Consider the following 25,382-nt stretch of genomic DNA (forward strand, 5'->3'; position numbering starts at 1 on the left):
GCAGCTATATAGTCACATGCCTACAGTATATGTAAAAGATTTCAAAGTGCTTTTCACAGCCCATATTTTTTTACAATGGACTTATTGTACGAGATTCTTAATAACGAAGCAACCTTTAAACCCTGATAAATCACTGTCTTGTCTATCATTCTAGCCCCTCAGCCGACTCCTTATACGACTAGGGATTTCCCCAAATAAGTATACGTCATATTTTCTGCCATCAAATCCAGTAAAAAAGAACATTCATCGCTGCACGACATGATTACACCATTATTTCTAACATCAAAATGAATCTTGATGTTTTTTTGCAAACCTCTTCCACAACGACAACTTTTATGTTATATTAACTAACATAAAACAAAGCTCATCCTCGCTGATTTCGAGAATTACCATCTTTCGACAGCAAGTTATGTGATATTAAATAACATAATACTTGTTTTCTAGGGTTCCGCGGAATGGATGTCCGGCCTGGTCCGAGAGAAAACGCACGGCCGACGCTGTGTTCACGGAGGGATAAAAGCCCGGGAGATGATCGTAACGATACTCTCCCGGGCTTTTTTTGTTGTTCATAACACGGGCACAGCCTGTGATGTACTTTAACAAGCCTAAGGAAAGGGTGTACCCTCATGAAAGAAGAAGCAACCCTGCGCAAGTCGCTAACCCTGTTTCAAGTCGTATTTCTTGGTCTCGCATGGATGACCCCGATGATTTACTTCTCGGTTTACGGCATTGCCTACGAGAACTCGCATGGCATGATGACCCAGGCTTATTTGCTTGCCTTCATAGCCATCTTTTTCACCGCATTCAGCTACGGCGTCATGTCCAAGAAATACCCCACCTCCGGCTCCGCTTACGCTTATGCCAAACGGGCCATTCACCCTTACCTAGGCTTTTTGGTAGGCTGGGCGCTCCTGCTGGATTACTTGTTCTCGCCGATCATTGCCTGCCTGACCTTCGGCATTTACCTCCATGCGCAGTTCCCTTCCGTTCCCGCATATATATGGATCATCGCTTTGAATCTTCTGCTCGCTGTCGTTAACATTATCGGAATCAATTTCTCTGCTAACCTCAGCAAGCTGTTCGTTTTAATTCAAATCGGATTTATCGCCATATTCTGCACCGTTCTCGTCAACAAGCTGATGTCCTCGGGTCAACCGGTTCAACCGTTATTTTCCGGCGATGTGCCTATATCCGTTATTTTGGCCGGCGCTTCGATTATTTGCTTCTCCTTTCTCGGCTTCGATTCCATAACAACGATGTCCGAAGAAACCATCCGTTCGGAAAAAACGATCCCGCGAGCCATTATGATCATCATTTTCACAGCGATCGTACTGTACACCGGTCCATCCGTATTGACGCAATTGGCTTTTCCGGCCATGACCTTCGATAACGTAGACACTGCGGGATTCGAGCTTGTAAAAATGGTCGGCGGAGCCGGGCTGAGCTCCTTGTTCATCACGGTGCTGATCATGGCAATCTTCACGCAAGGCTTGTCATCCGTCGTCAGCGTATCGCGATTGTTATACGTCATGGGCCGTGACTCGATCTTACCCAAACGGTGTTTCGGCTTCGTTCACCCGAAACTCAACACGCCTACGAACAATATTATTATTGTTAGTGTCATCTCCTTGTTAGCTTTGGTCATCGATCTGGAGATGGCGGTGAAGTTCGTCAGCTTCGGAGCCTTGTCCGCTTTCATTTGCGTCAACTTGTCCGTCATCGCACAATGCTACTGGAAAGACAAGCAGCGCTCGTTCACGCAAACGATTAAATATTTGATCTGTCCGCTCATCGGTGCCTGCTTCATCGGCTGGCTGCTGTCGCTGCTGGACAAAGACGCGCTGATTATGGGACTTGTCTGGCTGCTGCTCGGCATATCTTACCACTTGTACCGCACCAAATGGTCTACTGCCAGCCGTACCGGCGAAGCCCCGGATTTGAAGCAGCCCACCTCTGTTTAAAAAGAAAAATGGCCTCCCTGCGAATGGGAGGCCTCTTTTCTAATTATACACCTCGATCTCGTTGATCGTAGGCTCATCGCTGGCGGAGCTAATGTAGAGCCTCAGATACCTTGAATTGACGCTGGAGAAGCTGATCGTTTTGCTCGCCCCGATCGTCGTACCCGATGTACCTGCAATATCGGTGTATGTCGTACCGTCATTCGACGATTGAAGCTTGTAGGAAGTAACCCTTTGATAAGAAGATTCTTTAATCACCACTTGCTTGTAAGTAGTGGCAGCGCCAAAGTCGACGCTGATCCATTGGTTCGTCAGCGAACCGCTGGAAGCGGACCAGCGCGTTGACGTGTTGGCGTCGAACGCTTTGGCCGCCGTATACGAAGTGCTCCAGGTCGTGGATGCGGCATATGTTTTATTCAGCGCGAGATTGGTGCCGGGATTGGGGTTAGGGGTGGCGTCCTCCAGCTTGCCGTTCCCGGCCCAGGCTGCAAGCTTCGGCCAGATCGATCCCGTCAGCTGCTCCGGCAGCGTCACATTCCCGACGGCAGCAGCTCCCAGCCGGTCCTGCAGCTGCTGATAATACAAGCTGCGTGGCTCTACCCGGACGCCGAAGGAATCGTAGCCTCCTGCACCGCTCTTGCCCCCGGAGGCGGAGCCTATGCTCCAGTTTTTCGCCCCGATCGGACTGTCTACAATCATTTGATTGGTCCCTTCGCTGTTCCAGAATATCGTCTGCGCACCCGCCCAGCCATGTCCTGTACCCGAGGCTCCCCGGTTGCGTACATTGAGCTCCAGCGTCTTGATGTTGTCGAATAACAGGCCTGTAGCATAGCGATGATGCGGACCGGCGTCGTCATGCGAATTGACGGACAAACTGTCCACGAAAACATTCGGTCCGGGCACTCTCGATCCCGTCACGAAATCATGTCTGCCCTCGGAAGTATACAGCCTCTGGAACAAGTTAAAGGTAGCGCCATTCTCGATGTTGAACGAGTACCGGCGTCCGCCCGTCACTTGCGATTTGCCGTCCAGATAGGCGCTGTCCTGTACGGTAATATTGCGGGACATTTTGCTCAAATTGACGGCGGAGTAGCCGAAATAGCGCGCTGTAACGCCGGACACCCATCCGTTTTCCACCAGCACGAACTTGATCGCATTCCAGCCGTGATTTTCGTCGGTATTGCTGGCGTAGGCGGACTCAATGCGGAGATTTTCGACTCCGACTTTTTGAATGCGGTCTGGCACCGTATATTTGAAGATTGCGCCTCCGCCGTATTTCGTCTCCATAGCCTGCACGATCGGAGCATCGATAGTAATCGTATTCCCGCTTTTGGCGGTAATCGTTCTCTCGTAATCGACTGCATAGTCATCCGCCGTCCATCCGTATTGGGCCATATTGAGATCGGTAATCCAGGTGTCGTTCGGCGTACGCTCGACCATGATGCGGTCTCCCACATTGAAGCCGGATGCCGAAGCTACGCTGAAGCTTTTCGCTCCGGTAGGTACATACGCTGTCGATATGGACTGGCGCGTCCCGGCCGTCTCGACCCAGTTCGGCTTGCCCGCAGGGTCCGGCCCTACCTGGATGAAGTCGTTCTGGTATGTGGCCATATCTTTAATTATGGTCCCGTCGGTCCCTTGGCCCGCCCCTCGAAGCACAACGCCGCCTACAGGGATGTGCAGCTCTCCGTTCACCTCATACGTGCCTGCATTCAAATACACGGCACCGCGAACCCCATTCGCATCCGGCGTCAATCCGGAAACGTAATCGATGGCATTTTGGATGGTCAGCCTGTCGTCCCCGGCTACCGGACTTACCGTCTGCTTCACCGGGACGTTCGGCAGTACGACACCGCCTCCCATATATCCCGCATTGGAGAAATCGGGAATCGTATTGACCGAATTGGTTTGCCCCTGATTGGCATAGGTGTTGTACACGAGCTGCCCGCCTGATAAATACACAAGCGAGCTGGAAGCAGCCGATGCCGCCCCTCCCCAGCCGACAGCTGCCAAACTTACGGCTAGAGCGGATAATACGTATCGCCCGGCCCATTTTGTTACTTTCATAACTTTCCTCCTCGTATAGTTTGTTTTGGAAACGCAAGCCATAATGAAAGGCTGAAGCGTTTACATTTTTTCTTAAGTGGCGATGAATCACTCCTCACATCCTGTATTTCACTCTGATATAAGAAAATACGAGCCTCCTCCGGGAGAAGGCCCGTATTTATTGTATACAATGTTTTCCAGATTAGAACTTATTTTCTAGCATTAAAGCGATCGTAGGCGGCTTGATAAATTTTTTGCGCCTCGTCAATGCCCATGCTTTTAAGACGCTTCTGGAATTCGTCGATTTTGCTTACAGGGTCGGCCCCCATCAAAATACGCAATACCGTCTCCTGCTTGTACGTGTTAATATCGCTCATAATCGAACCGAGCTTGGAGCTTTCCTCGCTTGTCAAGCTTAACGACGTCGGCGTGTTCAACGAGGTATCCGCTCCGGCGAACAGCTTGATCGATTCTTTTTGCTCCGGGAACGGCATCGAAATTTGACTCCACGCATCGTATTCCATGACCTTCGTATGTCCGAAGACTGAAGTCGCATAGCGATACAGCGCTTGCTGAGGCGATTTGCCGTCCGGGCTTTTCATAATCTCGTCGGTGAATGCTTTCTTACCGTCTTTGACGGTGTAGCTCTTGCCTTCGATACCCCAGTTCAACAACGCCTGGCCTTCCTCGGAGTACATGTAGTCGATCAACCGGACGATTTCCTTCGGATATTTGGACGTCTTGGTGATGACGCCTGCGTAACCAACCTTCTGAACGGTGTTGGAAGCGTAGTTGTACGACTTGCCTCCAGGTCCGATAGGCGGCTTCACTCCGATAAGCGAATAGTTCGGATTTTTCGTTCTGACAACAGTCGTCGTGTTCCCGATAATCGATCCCAGCGAGCCGTACGTCGTACCGACCTGCTCGTTTTGCAGCTTCGTCGTCAAGCCTTTGGCATCCGTAGAAGCAAACTCCGAGTCGATCAGGCCTTCTTTATACCAGCTTGCCATCGTAGTCAAGTAGTCCTTGTATTGCGGCTGCATCGGTCCGTAGAGCAGCTTTCCGCTGGCCGGGTCTTTATAGAAGCCGTCCAAAATGCCCCAAGCCGCCGTAAATTCGGACATTCCGCTTCCTACGCCGCCCAATGCCGTTCCGCTCGGCGCTTTGGCAATGCTGTATGGAATTTCATCCTGCTTGCCGTTGCCGTTCGGATCCTTCTCCTTGAACGCCTTCAATACGGTATGCCATTCGTCAATCGTTGCAGGCGGCTTCAGAGCGAGCTTATCCAGCCAGTCCTTGCGGATGATCAAGCCGTTGTAGCTGGTTCTCATCGGGTCCGGATCGAGCTGGAAAAAGGCCGGATACGTGCCGTCATCCAGTGTGGCGAACTTTTTCACATCCGGATATTTATCCAACGCTTTCTTGTAGTTGACGGCATACTTGTCCATGTAATCGTTCAGCTTGAGAGCGACACCGTCATTGATAAGGCCCGTTAAACCGCGTGGCACACTGGCCCAATCCCAGAAAATAACGTCCGGATAGTCGCCGGAAGCCAGCATGACGTTGATTGCATCCGGAGTATTCGGCGGGTGTACGAATTCGATTTTGATCCCGGTCCGCTTCTCCAGCTCCTTAAACGCTTCCATTTCGCTCATGCTTTTCAGCTCGGTTTCAACGAAATTCTTTTGGTACCACTTGATCGTAATCGGCGTTTTCGCAATAGGAAGCGCAAGCGATTCGACTTCGCCCGAATTGGACGCAGCCGCATCCTTCGCATCTTCCTTGCTGCCTCCACAGCCTGCCAACACGCCGCCCAGCAGGACAAAGGCCATCATCGCTTGAACGGTTTTCATGTTCTTCTTCATAGCAAACAGTTCCCCCTGAATTCGTATAATGTATTACAGCCAGCGCCCGTTATGGACGTCAGCGCTAACCCTTGATTGCTCCAATCATGACGCCTTTGGCAAAATAACGCTGCAAAAACGGATACACAATAAGCACCGGAATGGTAGCTACCATGATGGTCGAGTATTTGATGACCTCGCTCATATCCTGGCCTTTCTTGTCAATGCCGAGCGTAACCATCATATCTTCCGTGTTGTTGTTGATCAGAATGTTGCGCAGCACCAGCTGCAGCGGATACAGCTCCGCTTTGTTCAAATATATCGATGCGTTGAACCATGCGTTCCAATGCCCTACTCCGTAATACAGGATCATGACGGATATAACCGGCATCGACAACGGAATAATAATACGGAACAAAATGACCCAGTCGCCCGCTCCGTCCAGCCTGGCCGACTCCTCCAGACTTTCGGGAATCGATTGAAAATACGTCCGCATAATGATTAGGTTCATCGTGCTGATAAGCCCCGGAAGAACAAGCGCTCCAATCGAATTCAGCAGCCCCATCCCTTTGATCATCAAATAGGTTGGAATCAAGCCGCCACTGAAAAACATCGTAAAGACGATGAACATCATAATATAATTGCGCAGCAGCACGCCTTTGCGGGATAACGCATATGCCATCAAAGCCGTAACGAGCACGTTCAGCGCCGTTCCGACGGTCACATAGATCAAGGTGTTTTTATAACCCGATACGATCAGCGGATTGCTGAGCACGAGCTTATACGCTTCCCACTGAATCCCTATCGGATGAAAAAGCAGTCCGCTGTGCGAAGCAAGCTCGGACGGTGTGCTTACCGACGCGAAGGCGACGTGTAAAAACGGGTAAAGAGTCACAGCCGTAAGAGTGCATAAGAACAAGACGTTGATACAATCAAAAAACATTTCACCGGCACTTTTTTTCTTCACCGTTCCGTCCTCCTTACCACAAGCTGGAATCGGAGAATTTGCGGCTTATTTTGTTGGCCCCGATCAGCAGGATGAAATTGATTAGCGAGTTGAACAAGCCGATGGCGGCACTGTAGCTGTAATTCGCATCCACCAGACCTTTGCGGTACACGAAGGAGGAGATGACGTCCGCCGTTTCGTAGGTGGAAGGGTTATACAGCAAAATGATTTTTTCGAACCCTACGTCCATCATATGCCCGATTCTTAAGATAAGCAGAATAATGATCGTCGGCATGATGCCCGGTATCGTTACGTTAAGCATTTGGCGCCAGCGACCCGCACCGTCGATTTTGGCGGCGTCGTACAGCTCTTGGTCGATACCCGACAATGCTGCCAGATAAATGATTGAGCCCCAGCCAATCTCCTGCCAAATCCCCGAGCTGACGAATATCGTACGGAACAAATCCGAATTCATAAGCAGATTGTCTCTGCTGCCTCCGAACCAAACGATAATATCGTTGATCAAGCCGTTCTTGGACGTGAAGTCGACAAGCAAGCCGCAAATAACCATAATAGAGACGAAATGCGGCAGGTAGGTCAACGTTTGCACCGTTCTCTTGAACCACTGCTTGCGGAGCTCGTTCAACAGCAGAGCGAGAATGATCGGTGCGGGAAATCCGAACAATAAGGAGTAAAAGTTCAGCAGCAGCGTGTTCTTAATAATACGAACGAAGTAGTAGCTGCGAAAAAATTCCTGAAAATGCTTGAACCCCACCCATTCGCTTCCCCAAATGCCTGCAACCGGAGTAAAGTGCTTGAATGCAATCGTCGCTCCGTACATCGGCACGTAGTGAAAAATAATGTAATACAGCAACCCCGGCAGCATCATGAGGTAAATGTACTTGTTCCTAATGATGTCTCGAGTCAAAATCTGAATGCCTTTAGGCATCGCCCGCTCCCGGTTCAACGTTCCCCCGTTCGCACTTTGGCGGGTAGCATCCATACCTTGGTTCCCCCATTCCTGATGTTGGTTTCTCGAGATTGATCATAGTCAACAGGCGGGGGTCCGGTAAAGAACCATTCCTTACGAGCCGTTGATTTTCCTTACGGATATTCGTTATATAAATTTCATTATCATTTCTTAAGGCGCGTCACTGCGGGCTTTCCCGGTATTCTCCCGGTGTGCAGCCGACATACTTTTTGAAATTGCGGATCAAGACGACGTTGTTGGAATAGCCTACTTTCGAGGCAATTTCCTGAAGGGAAAGAGACTCCTCGAGCAATATTTTTTTGGCCGCCTCGATCCTTAGCTTGTTCACATAGTTCAGGAAATTTTCCCCCACCTGCTCTTTGAAAAAACCGGACAAGTAGGTCGGGCTCAAATTAAATACCCCGGACACCTTCGTTAAGCTCAGATCTGGGTCGGCAAAGTGCTCGGCGATAAATGCCGTAATCCGGTCCTCGAGCTGATAGCTGTGCTTTTTCTTGCCCTCGTGAATGTGCTCGCAAATGCGCTCGTAAATCCACAGCAGCGTGCTCTGCATCTCCTGAATCGTCCGGCTGGAAATAAGCTTGGAGTACGGCTCCGGCCCGTCGGCAAAAATGACCTCATAATCCATGGCCGAGCTGTTCAGCACTTTGATCGCCGTACCCATCATATCGAAATACAGACAGCGCGCCATCTCGATCGGCAATTGACCGGTTACGAAGTTCATTTCATAGACGTCGTTCATAATTTCACGTACTTTTTTGATGTCCCCGTGCTTGATACTGCTGAGCAGAAGCTCCTCCGTCTGAATCGGGTACACATACGTTTGCGGCTTGGACAACGACTGGACCTCATCGTAGCCGATTACGCTGCTGTACCCCTTCACCATTTGGTATTCCATTGCCTGGTACGCCTCCTGGTATGACAGATGGATGCCCTCCAGCTTCTCGTGAATGCCTCCGATGCTGACGGTGATCGTATTATGGAACTTGACGCCGATAAATTCCAACGCTTTGGTGGACAGCTCATGCAGCAGCTCGGTCATTCTGAACGAAGACTCCTCCACATTCAGCAGCAATCCAACACGATCGATATCGATGTCCACGGCATATGACAGCCCCGCTTCCTGACCAAGATGCTCCAACACATTACTTATGACAAATTTCGACAAATTTCGCTCTTTCAATTTGCTCTCATCATACTGATCCACATGAACCAGAATAACGGCAAAATAAGGGTTCGGCAGCTCGACCCCGATATCGTGCATCGCCTGCTCCTCCACCGTGATGCTGCCTTTCATCAGTCTCAAGAACATATTGGAACGGAGCACGGGCATCTGCCGCTGCATCGCTTGCACGAATTGCTCCTTCTCTTTAATGGCCGTATCCGCCACCCATTCGATAAGCTTCAATTCATTGGACTCGGCGATGGGCGCCGCTTTCCATTTGGTCTGGAACACATCGGCGAGCTTTTTGATAGGCTTGTATTTCCCTCTTGCCAAAATAACGGCCAGCACAATTCCTGCTGTAATCAATCCGATCGTAACCAGGATGACGAGATCCGTGATCCGTTTCAAATCCTGCTTGATGTTCTCGACGGAGGTTACCGACACATACTGGCGCTCGCGGTAAGGCGATGGAAGACTGGAGACGTAATATTGCTTATCCGCCACCTTTACAAACGAGCTTTTATGCTCATCCAATGGATTGGCAGGTACGCTTGCAAGCAGCTCCTGGTCTCCCAATTCGAACACCTTCTTCCCCTTCCGGTCCAGGACATACAAATTGCCGAATGAGGACGGGCCGTCGGACAGCAGACCTTCCAGCTTCGTGACGTCGACAGTGACGACTATGGTTGCGACAGCTTGCTTGATGGAGCCTTGGAATACGGATTGCATCAACGACACGACTTTCCGCGGCTCCGAAGCGTCGTTTTGCGACAGCTGAGCCGTACGGTATTCAAGATTCTGGATTTGATTGATCGTATATTTCCAATCGTCGAACGTCCAGTCCGAATAACGGTATACATACTTAGGAAAATCCTCGACCGTCGATTTGGCGCTTTCGGTGACCACCGATCCGGATTTTGGATAATAAATGTAAATACCATGAATAAAGCTGTTCGTCTTCTTGTACCGGTCGATCGTATTGATCAGCTTGCTCAAATTGTACTTGTCCAGTGCGTCCATATTTTCGGTGACGTTGACAAAGCGTTGAACCTCCGTATCGTAGGACAGGTTCATCGTTACCTCTTCTATGCTTTGCAGCCGATCGTCCAGCACACGCTGAGCCTGCTTCAGCATGGACCGGTTATACATTTCCGTTTCTTTGTGAATCAGCTGCGAATATTGCATATAGCTGAACGTCTCGATAGACAGCGGAATGATCAGCATGAGCAAGTAAGAAAACAAAATACCGGAGTAGACGGTACGGCGTTTCAGCCATCGGTTCATCCTCTCCAACCTCTTCCACCACCTCTTGAAAAGTCTTATAGACCAACACCCTGCCGAGGCAGGAGTTGGTCTATTTAGCTTCTCTTACTTATACAACTATGATCTGATAAACGGCTCCCTGTTCGGTTGGGAATTCGATCTCGTCCGACACCCCGCTGGCAGTGGCGACAAGCCTGTCACCCTGTCTAATCTCAACGGGAGAAGCTGCCGCCAGCTTGCACACGCCACCGTTGAGCGATACGATTTCCGCACGCTGAAGCCGCGACTCGCTCCATTGCAGCGATACTTCGAAGCCTCCACGTGCGCGCAATCCCTTCACGCGGCCTTCCGACCAAGACGACGGCAACGCCGGAAGCAGTCTCACATTGCCTTCATGCGATTGCAGCAGCATCTCGGCAATACCTGCGGTAGCCCCAAGGTTACCGTCAATTTGGAAAATAAGCGGCGGATGCAAATCGAGCATATTGTCCGCGGTGCTGCTCTGCAGCAGCTTCGTAATCATCTCGTCCGCTCTGTCGCCCTCCAAGAAACGCGCCCACAGGCTGACAATCCAAGCGGTGCTCCAGCCTGTACCGCCTCCGCCATATTCGAGACGCCGCTCCAGAGCGACTCTCGCCGCTTCGGCCCAGCGTTCGTCGCGCAGCAGCTGGTCGTCCGGGAATACTCCGAACAGATGAGATAGATGCCTATGCCCTGGATCGAATTCCTCGTAATCCTCATCCCACTCCTGCAGCTGTCCGTACTTGCCGACCTTCGGATCCGGGAGCAGCGTTAGGGCTTCCGCCCACTCGCTGCGAAGCTCTTCGTCGATCTGCAGAATACCCGCAGCTTCGATACAACGCTCGAACAGCCCTCGTGCGATCTGAATATCCATTGCAGGGTCCATGCACAAGCGTCCGACCTGGCCGTTCGGCAGCTTGAATATGTTCTCCGGCGAAACGGTCGGTCCGATGTGCAGCTTCCCGTCTTCTCCCTTGAACAAGAAATCGAGAATAAACAGCGCCGCTTCCTTCATAAGCGGATAGCCGCGCTCAGACAGGAACGAACGGTCCAGGCTGAAGGTGTAGTGGTCCCATAAATGGAAGCACAGCCATGCTGCGCCCATTTGCCACAATCCTGCTCTCGCAAAGTCGGTCGGCGCCGTATCGCCCCATAAATCCGTGTTATGGTGGCACATGAAGCCGCGAGCACCGTACATCGACTTGGCCGACTCCTGCCCGTTAGGCAGCATGCGCTCCAAGTGATCGAACAGCGGAAAGTGCAGCTCGGACAGGTTGCATATTTCCGCAGGCCAGTAGTTCATCTGGATGTTGATATTGATCGTATATTTCGAATCCCAAGGCGGGACATAGCTGTCGTTCCATATGCCCTGCAAGTTCGCCGGAATCGTCCCCGGACGGCTGCTGCTGATCAGCAGGTACCGGCCGTAATGGAAATACAGAGTAACGAGTCCCAAATCCTGCTCGCCGTTTTTGACGCGGGCTAGCCGCTCGTTCGTTGGCAGCTCATGAAGATTCCCGCTGTAATCATAGGCGAGCTCCAGCTCCATCCGGTCGAACCACTGCCGGTATTCAGCGATATGCCGTTCTTTTAGCTGCGTATAAGGAATGCGTGCGGCTTGCTCCAGCTCTTCTTGGCACCGTTCGCGGTACTGCTCATACCGGAAATCCGTCGACACTGTCAATACTAAGGTGACGGCATCGGCCTCTTCGATATAGAAGTGATCTCCCAGCGTTCTGCTGCTCCCGCCCTCCAGAACCGCGTGCAACCGGGCATGGAATTTCGTCCCCCATGCGCCGCATTGGCCGTCAAGATTTACCGTATCGGCGGAAACCGCTTCGGTCACGGAGTCAAACTTGCGGAACAAATTGGCCCCGAATCTCAATGCATTCGGCTTATCCGCCGTGATTCTCACTATGAGCGCCTGATCCGGGGCGCTGGAGAACACTTCGCGGGTAAACACCGTATCTCCGATCCGGTAGCTTATTTTCACGATGCCTGTCTGCAAATCGAGCTCGCGGCGGTAGTCGGAAACCTCGCTTTCCCTCTGCCCCGGGAAAAATAAATTCAATTCTCCGAGCGTCTGATAAGGCGGCTGCCGCCGGGCGACGCCCATGATACCCATATCGGCCATATCATGCGCCTCTTCGACCTTGCCTTCCGCCAGAAGCTTACGCAGCACATCTATCGTCTGCAGCGAATCCGGATTGTTGCGGTTTATCGGTCCCCGAGTCCACACCGTATCCTCATTCAGCTGTATGACCTCGCGGTTAATTTCGCCATGCACCATTGCGCCGATTCGCCCGTTGCCAACAGGCAGCGCCTGAAGCCATTTCTTTGCCGGCTTGCGATAAAACAGCCTTGTGTCTTGCTTCCCGTGAATTGACGACACCATGAGTTCCCCCTTTTTGCCCGAAAAGAGCTTCGTTTACATTCATTCCTTTACTACTTTAGTGCAGCAATTGCTTGCTAAGGCTATTGTAAAGTGACTGTAACCGAACAGCCATGTACAATCCTCACATCTATGTATACAAAATTCACTTTTTTTCGACAAACCTCTCTTTTCCTAAGTTGAACAATATGGGGACTAGCATCCACAAATTCCCATTGACAAATTATCAGACTTTTCTTACAATGAGTACACTACTTTGATAGTTCAATTATTTAATAACTCAATTATTTGGAGATGATCATCATGGAACATGTAAAAAACGTCGCTAAAGGCCTGCTTTGGGGCTTGCTCGGATTCGCGGCACTCCCTTTCCTTCTTATTCAAACCATCGTTGAACTATTCGGATAATTAATAGATGCTGCCCTGAAAAAGATGATCCTCGGATCGTCTTTTTCATTTTTTTTGCGTGCACTTGAATAAAAAAGCCGGAATACGCTATAATATGAAAAAATAAATACAACCAACTATGCCGATGATGAGAATCCAACTCGGAGGCGTTTTCGTCAAGGGGATTGATCCGTTCGTCTCGAATTCCCCCTAAGTTATCCGGCACCGCCCGTTACCGCGGAACCAAAGAGGATCGAGCAGATGTATGATTTGCTCGGTCAAGTTGGGTGGCACCGCGAGCTGAGCGCTCCTCGTCCCATACGGATGAGGGCGCTCTTTGTATTTTTCTAAGAAAAGGAGTGCGGATGCATGCTGGACATGAAGTGGATTCGAGACCATGAGGCTGCCTTACAGACGGTTGCCGATCAGAAAGGGATGGAGGTCTCCATTGCGGAGCTGGTGAAGCAGGATGAGCACAAAAGACGCCTGCTGCAGGAAGTCGAACAGCTCCGGCAGGAACGAAATCAACGCTCGCAGGAGATCAATCGATTATTGCGTGCTGGGAAACAGGCGGAAGCCGAGGAAGAGAAGGAAAAGGTCCGGCACTTGGGCGGGCGACTAGCGGAGCTGGAGACACGGCTTGGCGATGCAGAGCAGGCATGCCATGCCCTCCTGCTTCGGGTGCCGAACATCGTATCGCCGGATACCCCCGTCGGCCGATCGGACGAAGATAACGTAGAGCTGCGAAAAGCAGGCGTACCGGTGAAGCCGGATTTCGAGCTCCGCGATCACGTCGCATTGGGTGAGCTGCATGATATGATCGACATTCCCCGGGGAGTCAAAACGGCTGGCAGCCGTCATTATTATTTGAAGGGCGCCGGGGTTCTGCTCCATCGCGCCGTGCAGCAGCTCGCGCTGGACCTTCTGCTGCGCAGAGGCTATGTGCCTTTGGAGGTTCCTACTATAGTCAGGACCGAGGCCATGACGAATACCGGCTTCTTCCCGCTCGGCCAGGATCAGACGTACCGGATCGGCAGCGAGGACCGGTGGCTGGTCGGGACGTCGGAGGTACCGCTTATTTCGTATTACAGCAACGAGATTATCGATGTGACGGAGCCGGTCAAGCTCGCCGCCGTATCCTCGTGCTTCCGCAGCGAGGTAGGATCGGCAGGCAAGGATGTGCACGGCCTATACCGCGTGCATCAATTCGCCAAGGTCGAGCAGGTCATCCTCTGCGAGGCAAGCTTGGAGCGGTCGGAGCAGCTGCTTCAGGAGATTACCGCCAACGCGGAGGAGCTGCTGCAGCTGCTGGAGCTCCCTTACCGCGTCATGGCCGTCTGCACCGGCGATATGTCGCAAAAAACCTACAAGCAGTACGACATCGAAACCTGGATGCCGAGCCGCGGCAGCTACGGCGAGACGCATTCGTCGTCCAACGTGCTGGACTTTCAGGCGCGCCGCTCGGGCATCCGCTACCGCGATGCCGAAGGCAAGCTGCGCTACTGCTATACGCTGAACAATACGGCAGTAGCGTCGCCTCGCATCTTGATTCCGCTGCTAGAGAATCATCAGGAGGAAGACGGCGCCATCCGGATTCCTGCCGCTTTGAGGCCGTACATGAACGGCCTGGAACGGCTGGTGCCGAACGCGGAGCAGCCGGTCGATAAGCAGCTGCTGTAGAGCGTGAGAGCCTCGCGAGGGCGAAGCAAGCTGTCAGCTCACGTGCGGGCGGGATGCGCGGGGCTGGGGCTCTACTGTAACGCGATTTCTCCGCGTTACAGACACAACCAGCCGCGTTACGCTGCGCCGTAACGCGGTTTTTCCGGCTTACCGTGCGCTCTCGAGGCGCGCGGCCAGCCGTGGCACTCCTGTAACGCGCTTTTTCCGCGTTACAGACACACCCAGCCGCGTTACGCTGCGCCGTAACGCGGTTTTTCCGGCTTACCGTGCGCTCTCGTGGCGCGGCCAGCCGTGGCATTCCTGTAACGCGCTTTTTCCGCGTTACAGACACACCAATCCGCGTTACGCTGTCCCGTAACGCGGTTTTTCCGGCTTACAGCGTACGGGCTGTCACCGTGCTCCGTTTTTCCAATACGAAGCGCAATTTCCCTCGTAAAAATTCGAAGTGCCCACAGCAACCCCCAACCGCGTCTCTCGCGATTTACACCCAACTTGCTGCATATCGTCTCGGAAGATACGTAAAACGCTCGATTACCTCCTCCAGCTCCCCATTTCACTTCACATGCTTCCCTCCGAGAAACCATCCTAAAGTGGCCAGACTCGAGACAATGCTGTTGAAATCAGTGCACAAAAGCTTAGAAAACGGAGCAATATAAAACAAAACTACATTGTTGCCATTTTCCCCAGGGCTGCTAATTCATCCTTCACTTCCTTTACTGTTTCCTAAACCTTATCGTGTAAACCAATCATTATCCGTCAATCCGTTAAGTACCGGTATGAATCGCTTTTTTTCAAACAAGGTAATAGAATTAAAATACTACCTTGACAGTCATAGTAATGTGTTGTATCATGCAGATGTGGGGGTGATGAAATGAGTGAGAACAAGATCACATCCGACCTGTTGCGCGGCCATACGGATACGATGATTTTACGGCTCTTGTCCGAAGCTGATCGCTATGGCTACGAGATCGTCAAGCTGATTGCCGAGCGGTCGGGCGGCGAATATGAATTAAAGGAAGCAACGATGTATTCCAGTGTCAAGAGGCTTGAAGTCGACGGAGATATCGAGTGGTATTGGGGCGATGAATCACAGGGAGGACGACGCAAGTATTTTAGGATTACCGCAAAGGGCAAGGATACATACGCCCGCAACAAAAGCAATTGGGAGTATGCAAAGCGTGTGTTAGAAAATTTACTATAAGGAGATTTGATATGATGAATCAGAAATTGACGGATTATCTGAACAGCGTGTTTACGCCATACGATGGGGTAAAAAGCGTCACCGAATTAAAGGCCGACCTGCTCTCCGATTTGCAGGAGCGATACCGCGAACTCAGAGCGGATGGCAAGGACGATGAAACAGCGTTTCAGATGACTATTGAGGGTATCGGCGACATCGAGCAGACGATCCTGGAGGTCGCCAACCTCTCCCGTTCGCTGGAACGGCAAGTACTGACCAACTTTAGCTCAAGCAACCTGGTGAAAAGCGACTTTGCAGGCGTTACGGCCCATAAAGGACAGTTTATAGGCAGCGCACTGCATGGTTCCGACTTTTCGGGCGCAGATTTGACCGGCAGCTCATTTAAGAGCAGCGACGTACGCGAAGCCAATTTTGACCGCGCGAATCTGACGGACTGCAGCCTATCGGCCCTTGATCTCAGGAATGCGAGCTTCAATAAGACGATCCTTGTACGAACCAATTTCAGCAAGTCAGGTCTTGATGGAGCCAAATTCACAGGTGTAAGACTGACCGACGTCACACTATCGATGACCGATCTTAGAAAAACGATTTTTGAAGGTTGTTCATTTGATGGTGTTGACTTCAAGTACTCCGATCTGGGCGGGATGTGTTTTGACGGACAGACGTTTATCGGAGTTACGTTTGACAAAGCGGCATTAAACGGAGCTTCGTTCAGGGGGGCTACACTTAAAAATGTTTCTTTCCAGTCCGGGTTTACCTTTTCTAAGAAGTACTACCTTATGATCAAAACCATCTGCTTTGACGGCGCAACGATGGATAAACTGACCTTCGCTCTGCTCAAAGGCATGGAAGCCGATTTGTCAAAAGTGACAGTCATTTAAGGGAGGGAATCCAATGCAAACCGTGCAAGCCAATTCCATTCAAGTAAAAGGTCTGCAAAAATCCTACAAGCAGCTCCAAGTGCTGAAGGGCGTAGATTTCGAGGTGGAAAAGGGCAGTATTTTCGCCCTCCTCGGCTCCAACGGCGCAGGCAAGACAACGGTTGTCAAAATCCTCACCACGCTGCTCAAACAAGACAGCGGAACCGCTGTCATAAACGGATTCGATGTTGCGTCAAAACCCGAGAGCGTGCGGCAGGCGATCAGTCTGACCGGGCAATTCGCCGCCGTGGACGAAATTTTGACCGGACGGGAAAATCTTATCATGATTGCGAAGCTGCGTTACCTCAAGGATCCGCGCAAGGTGGCGGACGACGTGTTAAAACGGTTCGGCCTCACGGACGCTGCCGACCGCAGGGTGTCCACTTATTCGGGCGGTATGCGCCGCAGGCTGGACATCGCCTTGAGCCTTGTAGGAAATCCGCAGATTATTTTCCTTGACGAACCAACCACAGGGCTTGACCCCGAAGCGCGCATCGAGGTTTGGAAGATTGTCAAGGAGCTGGCCGACGGCGGTACGACCATATTCTTAACCACGCAGTATTTAGAGGAGGCTGAGCAGCTTGCCGACCGAATTGCCATCCTGCATGAGGGCAGGATTATCGCCAGCGGCACGCTCTCGGAGTTAAAAAAGCTGTTCCCCTCCGCCAAGGTAGAGTATGTTGAAAAGCAGCCGTCTTTGGAGGAAATATTCCTCGCCATCGTCGGCAAAAAGGAGGAAAAGTAAATGGAGACGGCAAAGAATCACTTTTTCAGCGATATGGGCGTTATGGTTGGACGCTCCATGCGACATATTTCCCGCAGCATGGACACCATCATCACGGTCACCATCATGCCGATCGCTTTTATGCTGCTATTCGTTTATGTGTTCGGCGGCGCAATTCAAACCGGAACGGATAACTATGTGAATTACCTGCTGCCCGGTATACTACTGATTGCTATTGCTAGCGGTGTTGCCTACACGGCCTTCCGCCTGTTTACCGATGTGCAGCGTGGCATATTCGAGCGGTTTCACACCATGCCGATTTCCCGTTCCACCCTACTGTGGGGGCATGTCCTAACCTCGCTAGTATCCAACGCTTTATCCCTTGTCGTCATCCTTCTCGTAGCATTGATTATGGGCTTTCGTTCGTCGGCGGGTATTCTGTCATGGCTTGCAGTAGCCGGTATACTCGCGCTGTTTACACTGGCATTAACCTGGATAGCGGCGATTGCCGGGTTATCCGCAAAATCAGTGGATGGCGCAAGCGCCTTTTCCTACCCGATTATCTTCCTGCCGTTTATCAGCTCGGCGTTTGTGCCGACAGAGTCTATGCCGACTGCTGTTCGCGTCTTTGCCGAAAACCAGCCGGTGACCTCGATCGTGGAAGCCATCCGTGCATTATTATCAGGTCATCAGGTGGGTAATGATATATGGATTGCGCTTGCGTGGTGCATCGGAATTACGCTCGTAGCTTATATCTTTGCGATGAGGGCGTATAAAAAGCGGGGGTAAAATAGTTAAAGAAGGAACCTAGTCCAATGATCAATATAAAACTTAGATATTATGTAAAAGGAAAACGCCAAGCCGGGGGACATCATCATAGGCTTGGCGTATATTTTTGTTATTTTGAGCTTTTGACCCCAATTAAGCTGTGTCCTGCCGCCGCTCCCAACCAACAGCTCAGCTCGGTCCCCCCGGCCCAAGGCCAAGAGGAGCCCATATTTTCACTTACTCGTTCAGAGCGGCCCTCAATGCCGCAAGATTGTTTTTCATTATGCCGATGTAGTCCAGTTTGTCGGCTTTGTCTTTGTCAGTCAGCCCCTCGATCGGGTTCAGCACCGCCGTCTTGGCGCCGACTTCCTTGGCTACCGTCTCCGCCACTTTCGGTGCGACCAGCGTCTCAAAGAAAATCGTCTTCACCTGTTTCTCCTTAGCGAATTGGACGATTTCTCCCATTTCCCCCGGAGACGGCTCCTGCTCGGGTGACAAGCCTGCGATCGGAACTTGCGTCAAGCCATACCTTTTGGCCAAATATCCGAATGCCGCGTGCTGCGTAACGAATTCCTTGCGTTTGGCGCCGCTTAAGCCTTCCTTGAAGGCCCCGTCAAGCTCCTGCAGCTTGGCGATATAAGCATCCGCATTTTTCTTATAAGCCTCCTGATTCGCAGGATCGGCTTTTTCCAGCGCGGCTTGAATGGCCTTCACTTGCTTTTGCGCCAGGACCGGGTCTAACCAGACATGCGGATCCATTCCTTTTTCCTCAGCATGGTCATGATCTTTACCGTCTTTCTCCTCTTTCCCGTCATGCTCATGATCGTGTGCATGATCGTGGTCGTGCCCGTCTTCCCCTGCTCCCTCCATGAGCTCCAGATCTTTGGAAGCCTCCACAATGATCGTTTTATCCTGCTTAACGCTGTCCAGCGCTTTATCCACCCAGCTCTCCATACCGGCTCCGTTATATACGAACACCCCGGATTCATGAATTCGCTTCATGTCTTGAGCGGTCGGCTCCCAATCGTGAGGCTCCACTCCACCCGGCACCAGGTTCACTACATCGGCCTTGTCCCCGGCTACATTGCGGGAAAACTCATACAATGGATAAAAGCTCGTCACCACCTTAAGCTTGCTTGCAGACGCCGTTGCGGGAGCGGCTGGTGCGGCGGCATCCCCGGACGTCGGCTTCGAATCCGTGCAGCCGGCCAGCACCAAGACTGAAGTCATTAGCACCGCCAGCGATGTTTGTAATAGTGTTCTCATTTGTATGACCCTCCATAAAAGTTCGTTTAATTAAAACCGGCTTCCTTGCCGTGTCCATTGCGTTGAACGGACTTCCTTGTCGTTCTGCGGCAGCCGCTTATTAAGCAGCTTCCCTATGTAGACCCAGCATCTTTTCATAAGCAAGCCTGCGATCAAAAACAAAAGCAATATCAGGGCAATCGTACCTCCAGGAGGCGTACTAAGCCGGTACGATGCGGTTAGACCAGTAAAAACACCGGTCAGCCCAATGCCCATTGAAAGCCATATCGCGGCTGTAAACCCGCGCGCCACCCGAATCGCAAGAGAGGCAGGCAAAATGACGAGCGAAGACACCAGAAGCACTCCGACGATAGGCATCGCTACGGCAACAGCCATTCCCGTTACGATGCTGAAGGAAAACGTCAGCAGCTTGACCCGCAGACCGCTGGTCTCCGCTGTCTCTTCGTCAAAGGTCAGCATGTACAAGGAACGCCGCAAGAAAAAGAAATACAATCCGCCTGCTGCGACAACCGCCGACATCAATAGCAATTCCGTATTGCTGACGGCAACGATGGAGCCGAACAGGTAGGCGCTCATGCTTTTGGAAAGTCCCTGGTTCATATTCATGATGACCACAGCCGATGCCAGCCCGCCTATCATGATGATGGCGATGGATATTTCGCTGAACGAGCGGAACGACCTGCGGACGTATTCCACGGCGCATGCGCCTACGATCGCGGTGAGGAACGCAGTCCATACCGGATTCACATGAAGCAGAGACCCGATGGCAACCCCTGCCAAGGACACATGGGATAACGTATCCGCCATCAAAGCCTGCCTCCGCAGCATCAGGTACACACCTAATACCGATGCGAGCAGCGAGACTACGCCCCCGGCCAAAAATGCCCGCTGCATGAATTCGTAGTGCAGCATTTCCAATCGCCCCCCTCCTTTCGTTTCAGCTCGATTACGCGATCGATCTTCGGCAGCACCTCTTCCAAGTTGTGGGTGACTATGACTACCGTACGCTTGTGCATTTTCACCTGCTCATCCATCAGCTCGTAGAACGCCAGCCTGCTTTCTTTATCCATCCCCGTCGTCGGCTCGTCTAGCACCAGCAAATCCGGCTCCTGCACCAACGCTCTCGCAATACAGATCCGCTGCTTCTGACCGCCGGACAGCTCGCCGATCCGGGAATCCCAGAAGCTCCACATGCCCACCTGCTTCAGCACCTGTTCCACTACCTGACGATCTTCGACGTTCCAGCGGGAATACCATCGTTTGCGAACAAATCGTCCGGAGCGGACAAACTCCATCACCTTACTCGGAAATCCGCTGTTAAAAGCGGCCATCTGCTGCGGGACGTAGCCTACCCTCGTCTTCGTTCCGTCCCCTTGCTTTGCTGCCACCGGATACATCACCTCGCCGCTCCACGGCTTCAACAGGCCAAGCATCAGCTTGAGCAGCGTTGTTTTGGCAGCCCCGTTCGGTCCGACTATCGCAACAAATTCCCCTTGAGCTATCGATAGATGTACATCCTCGAGGCAGGGAAAATCCGAATAGCCGAATACGACGTTGCTCATTGCAGCTAATTCCATTGGGGCGTGCCCCTCCTTCCCGCACATGAGAATGATGGTTTGACTGTACCACACCATTAAATGTAATTATTACTATTAAAACCGACATGGACTATCATATAGGATAGTCACCCGTTTGTAAATAGTATTTTTTACGATTATCACTTTGCATAAGAATACCTTTTCGTCATAAAAGGTTTCATTTCGATATATTTATTAAGAAACACCACCTCGGAAAGAAGGCGCGGCATGGACAAAACAAACCTGCTGCTGTACGGCTTGGCCGGGATTGCCGCCGTTCTGTGCGGAGCTTGGCTCGTGCAGCAGCATCAACCGATTCCCGATTATAAGCCGGTATCCGTATTTACGGAGGAGCCTTATACCTTTGAAGTCAAAATGAATACCGACCACGCCGTCGTGCTCAAGCCTAACGGCTTCACGGTAGAGATTCGCCAGGCGGATCAACGGCCTGTCAGCGGCGCGGCCATTGACATCACGTTGTCGATGCCGGATATGTTTTGCGGGACGAGTACGGTCAAGGCATCGGAAGTCGCGCCGGGAATTTATCACGGGGACGGCATCCCGCTGATGGCGGGAGCATCTACGGCCGATGTCAAAGTATCGTTGAACGGCCATACTTATTCGATGCAGCACCCATTCTGGGCGGCGCGCTGATGAATTGGCGCATGGGCGCAATCACGCGGGGTCGTTGCTAAGATCATTTTACCGAACCTGTCCCTACAAATTGAACGTGGATCTGAAGGTCAAATTCCGTCTTAGGATAGAGCTCCAGCCACTTTTGCCATTCGTCGTCAGAGACATGTCCCATAGCCCGGTACCTCAGCCCGAAGCCAATCGGATCCAGGCCGTGATCACGCAATCGCCTTAACAACCCAAGAAAACGCTCTTCCGCCTGCTTTGCGGCGACACGCTCAAGCCGGCTCCAATCCTGGGAATGCAGCCTCCTGCTCGATTCCTCCGCAACCCCCGTTATGTGAAAGGTCATCCGGATTTTGGGATTTACCTGCTCATTGAGCAGCTTGTATTTCATGCCGAATCGATTTATTGACATAGCAAAATCATCTTTACCGCTCTTAGTGTAAAGCTCGAAATTTTTATTTTTTTTCAACAGCTCGTTCAAAACCCGCGTTTCCTGCTCGCTTAGTTCGAGCTTAATCCTATGTTTGTCCATTACGGCTGCGCGCAGGATAGCAAACGACTCGCCAGACATCTGGATGATGGGCATATAAGGATCCTTGCCTCTTTCGGTAATGCGGCGCTGAAAGTCGGAGAGCCTTTCGGTCATAATATAAGAAGACTCGGTCCCCTCCCCGTTAAAGGACATAATCAAAGCGTTGGCCGGCAGCCTTTCAGACGGCGGCTTGGTGGACAGAATCTTTTCCGCGCTCGGCTCTCCGATAGCTACGTATCCGATCATTTGAGTATCCCGCCGGCGTACGAACCAATCCAGAGGCTTCTGAATGTCGTCATAAGCCAGACTTTTGCCGAACAAATAAATTTTCGTGTGACCGAAATCGAGCTCCTTATCGACTTTGGATTTCAGCAATCGAACCGCTTCCGTGATCGTTGACGCGTCCTGGCTTATTAATTGAGAACGATTCGACTGCCCCGGCTCAACCTTAGCCGATGGAATTCCCAGCTTTAGAGTAACCCGGTAAGGCTTGGTATCGTCATTCGTTTTATCAATTCCAATCCCCAATACAAAGTAACGCTTGTCGATATCTTTAAACCCGCATCCCGACACTGACAGCATTACCGCAGTAAGAACAATAGAAATCCAGGCGCGCAACTAGACTCCTCCCTTCCTCTTCCCAAGCCAGTAGACCATTATGACCAGCATGCATTCGCTCGGATATCGTATGATGAACCACCACTTAGCTACTTCGAGGAACTGCTTCTCGTTAAAATACTGCACCGTCAACAAGACAAGAATCGACATCACGATAAAGGGAAGCCAATTTCCTATCCATTTTTGGCGAATCTGCAAATCTTGAGCGGCACTTTTCATCAGCTCGCCCCCCACATGCCATGTCACGCAAACAAATAACAGGGATACGGACAAATAGAGCACGAGAAAAATGTAAATGACACGTTCAATAAAGCCGAATTCCAAACGCAGTGAATCCGCCGTACTGACCCATAGATGAACATACGATTCCACCCCTATGGTGCCATGCAGTCCGATTGGAATAAGAAAGCTGGACAGCATAACCAGCAGGCCGGTGACCGGTATAGCCCACGTATGCTTGAGCACCAATCCGGAGAACTCTCTGTTAAAGACGACCCAGTTGACATAGCCTGTGAACACGTAGGTTGCCGTTGAAACGATCGGAAAACTTGGCATTTGAGTGGAATAATGTGTCATAACCCTTACAGCATCCCAATCTAGCTCAGGGGACGTTACCGCCTTAAACAGGAGCAATATGATAAAAGGAACATTCAGCACCAGAATGATTTCCGCCACGTATAGGATGGAACGTGATTTGCCGGATGCCAGCCAGCAGCAGACCGTGAGGAAAAAACCGATCAACACAAAAAGATTGAATTCCGGATTGACAAACCGTTGAATGATTCTTGAATAAGCGATGACGATAATACCGCCTGCGGTAAACCACATGAAGCCGAGAAAGAAGACATACGGAATGCGAAACCACCTTGGAAAAAAAAGACGGAATATATCCGGAAGATCCTTGCCGGGAAACCGTCCCATTCCCTTACTGAATAAGTAAATGCAAATACACCCTGAAATTACGCTGAAGCCAATACCTAGCAACGCGCCGTTAAACCTCTGCTCTACCAATATGGTAGGAATGAAAAAGATCGTATTCGTCAGCATGCTCATGATCAGCAAATAATAAAAGTAGCGTTTCATGGGCGCGTCACTTGGTGCGTATCGGCCGCCCCTGAGCTGCTTCGCCGATGAACAGCTTCAAATAAGGCTCCCCGAAGCTTCTCATATTGGCCATATGGCCGATGAGGCAGAACAACCCGACCGCTGTGCCTACGATCCCAAAGAAGGAAGCGAATATAATAAACACATACTTCAAAATGCGCACGGAATAACTCATGACATTGATCGGGATGACAAAGTTGGAGATAGCGACCGCCGATGTGATAATAATCATAATGCTGCTGACAAGGCCTGCTTGCTGTGCCGCCTGGCCAAGAATCAAACCGCCGACCGTGGTGGCCGTCGAACCTATATATTTCGGCAGTCTTAAGCTGGCCTCCGTCAAAGCTTCGGTAAGGAACATCATGATGAGCACCTCGACATAGGAAGGATAAGGCACTGCCGCACGGCTGCCCGCAATGGACAATGTTAGCTGGACCCGCGTAATGTCCGGGTTGAACGAAACTATGGATATATAAATGGCCGGCAGCGTAATCGTGAGGAACAATGCCAAATAACGCAGAAGAACAAGAGCTCTTGCAACCCAGAAGCTCTGGTACAAGTCGTCCATGGCCGACATGAAGTCATAAAAAACGGCCGGGGCAATAAGCGTGAACGGAGTGCCGTCGACCATGATCACTACTTTACCCTTGGCCAGATTCAATACGATTCGATCCGGCCTTTCCGTTACCAGCATCCGGGGGAACAAAGAAAGCCGGCGATTATTCATTCCGATCTCCAGCTGGGTTACCGACTGAAATATATCAAATTGGACGCGGGAGAGTCTCGTTTGGACCTCTTCCAATAATTCCGGCTTTACCCGTGATTGATCGTACAGCATCAAAACTCGCGTCTTTGTAAGAGTGCCCAGTACGTAAGGCTCCGCCCGCAATTCTACGTTCGGATAACGGGAGCGGATAATTCCCAGGTTCGCATCGATGGATTCCGACAACGATTTTTGCGGTCCCAGCAAGGTTTGCTCGACCTTCATGTCCTCCGGCTGGTCGGATCTTATCTTCTTCGCCGGAATCGTGAACAAGGCATTGTCTAGGCGGACTATAATGGTCCCGTCCAATAAGTGATGATCGAGTGAAGCAGGCTCCTTTGCACTTATCATACTCCCTAAGGAGAGCAATTTCGTCTGAAGCTCTTCTTGGTTCTGGCTGCTGATAATCGCAGGAAGTACAAGGCTGTCCAACTGCTTCGCGTCAATCATCGAGACAAGATAAAAATACTGAACAAGAAATCCGCGGTCGGACATCGTCTTCCATACGAAATCATCGGACTTGCTCATAAACGGAAAGATCCGGTCCAGCCATAGCTCGCTCACCACATAGCACCTC

19 protein-coding genes and 1 riboswitch are annotated in these 25,382 nt (G+C 51.3%); of the genes, 7 read left to right on the forward strand and 12 right to left on the reverse strand.

What is annotated here, in order from left to right; all coding sequences use genetic code 11:
- Positions 1 to 429: 429 nt before the first annotated feature.
- A riboswitch (guanidine-I (ykkC/yxkD leader) is annotated at positions 430 to 530 on the forward strand.
- A gap of 96 nt (positions 531 to 626) precedes the next feature.
- Positions 627 to 1,961, forward strand: a complete 1,335-nt coding sequence (locus DVH26_RS28770; RefSeq protein ID WP_239628187.1) for an APC family permease — start codon at positions 627 to 629, stop codon at positions 1,959 to 1,961.
- 39 nt (positions 1,962 to 2,000) lie between these two features.
- Here the strand turns inward: DVH26_RS28770 and DVH26_RS28775 are convergent, their stop codons facing one another.
- The 6 genes from DVH26_RS28775 to DVH26_RS28800 all read right to left on the reverse strand — a co-directional run bounded on the left by DVH26_RS28775 (position 2,001) and on the right by DVH26_RS28800 (position 12,629).
- The gene (locus DVH26_RS28775; protein WP_239628189.1) at positions 2,001 to 4,025 is read right to left on the reverse strand and encodes a discoidin domain-containing protein; all 2,025 of its coding nucleotides are present in this window, start codon (positions 4,023 to 4,025) and stop codon (positions 2,001 to 2,003) included.
- 188 nt (positions 4,026 to 4,213) lie between these two features.
- The gene (locus DVH26_RS28780) at positions 4,214 to 5,869 is read right to left on the reverse strand and encodes an extracellular solute-binding protein (RefSeq protein ID WP_239628191.1); all 1,656 of its coding nucleotides are present in this window, start codon (positions 5,867 to 5,869) and stop codon (positions 4,214 to 4,216) included.
- 64 nt (positions 5,870 to 5,933) lie between these two features.
- Positions 5,934 to 6,815, reverse strand: a complete 882-nt coding sequence (locus DVH26_RS28785; RefSeq protein WP_481857553.1) for a carbohydrate ABC transporter permease — start codon at positions 6,813 to 6,815, stop codon at positions 5,934 to 5,936.
- A gap of 13 nt (positions 6,816 to 6,828) precedes the next feature.
- A complete protein-coding gene (locus DVH26_RS28790; RefSeq protein ID WP_239635520.1) occupies positions 6,829 to 7,743 on the reverse strand; it encodes an ABC transporter permease in 915 nt (304 codons plus the stop codon).
- A 202-nt stretch (positions 7,744 to 7,945) separates the two neighbouring features.
- Positions 7,946 to 10,234 (reverse strand): helix-turn-helix domain-containing protein, encoded by a 2,289-nt coding sequence (locus tag DVH26_RS28795; RefSeq protein WP_239628192.1) that lies wholly within the window; start codon positions 10,232 to 10,234, stop codon positions 7,946 to 7,948.
- 88 nt (positions 10,235 to 10,322) lie between these two features.
- The gene (locus DVH26_RS28800) at positions 10,323 to 12,629 is read right to left on the reverse strand and encodes a glycoside hydrolase family 95 protein (protein WP_239628193.1); all 2,307 of its coding nucleotides are present in this window, start codon (positions 12,627 to 12,629) and stop codon (positions 10,323 to 10,325) included.
- 753 nt (positions 12,630 to 13,382) lie between these two features.
- On the opposite strand from DVH26_RS28800, the gene serS reads away from it, so the two are divergent.
- The 5 genes from serS to DVH26_RS28825 all read left to right on the forward strand — a co-directional run bounded on the left by serS (position 13,383) and on the right by DVH26_RS28825 (position 18,327).
- Positions 13,383 to 14,693 (forward strand): serine--tRNA ligase, encoded by a 1,311-nt coding sequence (gene serS / locus DVH26_RS28805; RefSeq protein ID WP_239628195.1) that lies wholly within the window; start codon positions 13,383 to 13,385, stop codon positions 14,691 to 14,693.
- Between the two features lie 871 nt (positions 14,694 to 15,564).
- A complete protein-coding gene (locus DVH26_RS28810) occupies positions 15,565 to 15,894 on the forward strand; it encodes a PadR family transcriptional regulator (protein ID WP_239628197.1) in 330 nt (109 codons plus the stop codon).
- Between the two features lie 14 nt (positions 15,895 to 15,908).
- Positions 15,909 to 16,775, forward strand: a complete 867-nt coding sequence (locus DVH26_RS28815; RefSeq protein ID WP_239635521.1) for a pentapeptide repeat-containing protein — start codon at positions 15,909 to 15,911, stop codon at positions 16,773 to 16,775.
- Positions 16,776 to 16,788: 13 nt separating this feature from the next.
- A complete protein-coding gene (locus DVH26_RS28820; RefSeq protein ID WP_275590428.1) occupies positions 16,789 to 17,559 on the forward strand; it encodes an ABC transporter ATP-binding protein in 771 nt (256 codons plus the stop codon).
- The gene (locus tag DVH26_RS28825) at positions 17,560 to 18,327 is read left to right on the forward strand and encodes an ABC transporter permease (protein WP_239628200.1); all 768 of its coding nucleotides are present in this window, start codon (positions 17,560 to 17,562) and stop codon (positions 18,325 to 18,327) included.
- 216 nt (positions 18,328 to 18,543) lie between these two features.
- Here DVH26_RS28825 and DVH26_RS28830 read toward each other — a convergent pair whose 3' ends face one another.
- The 3 genes from DVH26_RS28830 to DVH26_RS28840 are packed head-to-tail and all read right to left on the reverse strand — an operon-like array spanning position 18,544 to position 21,149.
- On the reverse strand, positions 18,544 to 19,572 hold the full coding sequence (locus DVH26_RS28830; RefSeq protein WP_239628202.1) for a metal ABC transporter substrate-binding protein: 1,029 nt from the start codon (positions 19,570 to 19,572) through the stop codon (positions 18,544 to 18,546).
- A 30-nt stretch (positions 19,573 to 19,602) separates the two neighbouring features.
- The gene (locus DVH26_RS28835) at positions 19,603 to 20,490 is read right to left on the reverse strand and encodes a metal ABC transporter permease (RefSeq protein ID WP_239628205.1); all 888 of its coding nucleotides are present in this window, start codon (positions 20,488 to 20,490) and stop codon (positions 19,603 to 19,605) included.
- Positions 20,436 to 21,149, reverse strand: a complete 714-nt coding sequence (locus DVH26_RS28840; protein WP_239628208.1) for a metal ABC transporter ATP-binding protein — start codon at positions 21,147 to 21,149, stop codon at positions 20,436 to 20,438. Before DVH26_RS28840 ends, DVH26_RS28835 begins: the two co-directional genes overlap by 55 nt.
- 228 nt (positions 21,150 to 21,377) lie before the next feature.
- On the opposite strand from DVH26_RS28840, the gene DVH26_RS28845 reads away from it, so the two are divergent.
- Positions 21,378 to 21,803 (forward strand): FixH family protein, encoded by a 426-nt coding sequence (locus tag DVH26_RS28845; protein ID WP_239628211.1) that lies wholly within the window; start codon positions 21,378 to 21,380, stop codon positions 21,801 to 21,803.
- 43 nt (positions 21,804 to 21,846) lie between these two features.
- Here DVH26_RS28845 and DVH26_RS28850 read toward each other — a convergent pair whose 3' ends face one another.
- From DVH26_RS28850 to DVH26_RS28860, 3 genes are read right to left on the reverse strand one after another with little or no spacing between them, the layout of a single operon-like run.
- Positions 21,847 to 22,938, reverse strand: a complete 1,092-nt coding sequence (locus DVH26_RS28850; protein WP_239628214.1) for a Ger(x)C family spore germination protein — start codon at positions 22,936 to 22,938, stop codon at positions 21,847 to 21,849.
- Positions 22,939 to 24,021, reverse strand: a complete 1,083-nt coding sequence (locus DVH26_RS28855; protein WP_239628217.1) for a GerAB/ArcD/ProY family transporter — start codon at positions 24,019 to 24,021, stop codon at positions 22,939 to 22,941.
- 7 nt (positions 24,022 to 24,028) lie between these two features.
- Positions 24,029 to 25,369, reverse strand: coding sequence for a spore germination protein (locus DVH26_RS28860; protein WP_239628219.1), 1,341 nt, complete (start codon positions 25,367 to 25,369; stop codon positions 24,029 to 24,031).
- Positions 25,370 to 25,382 lie beyond the last annotated feature (13 nt).

This window comes from Paenibacillus sp. H1-7 (genome assembly GCF_022354825.1).
Lineage (GTDB): Bacteria > Bacillota > Bacilli > Paenibacillales > NBRC-103111 > Paenibacillus_S.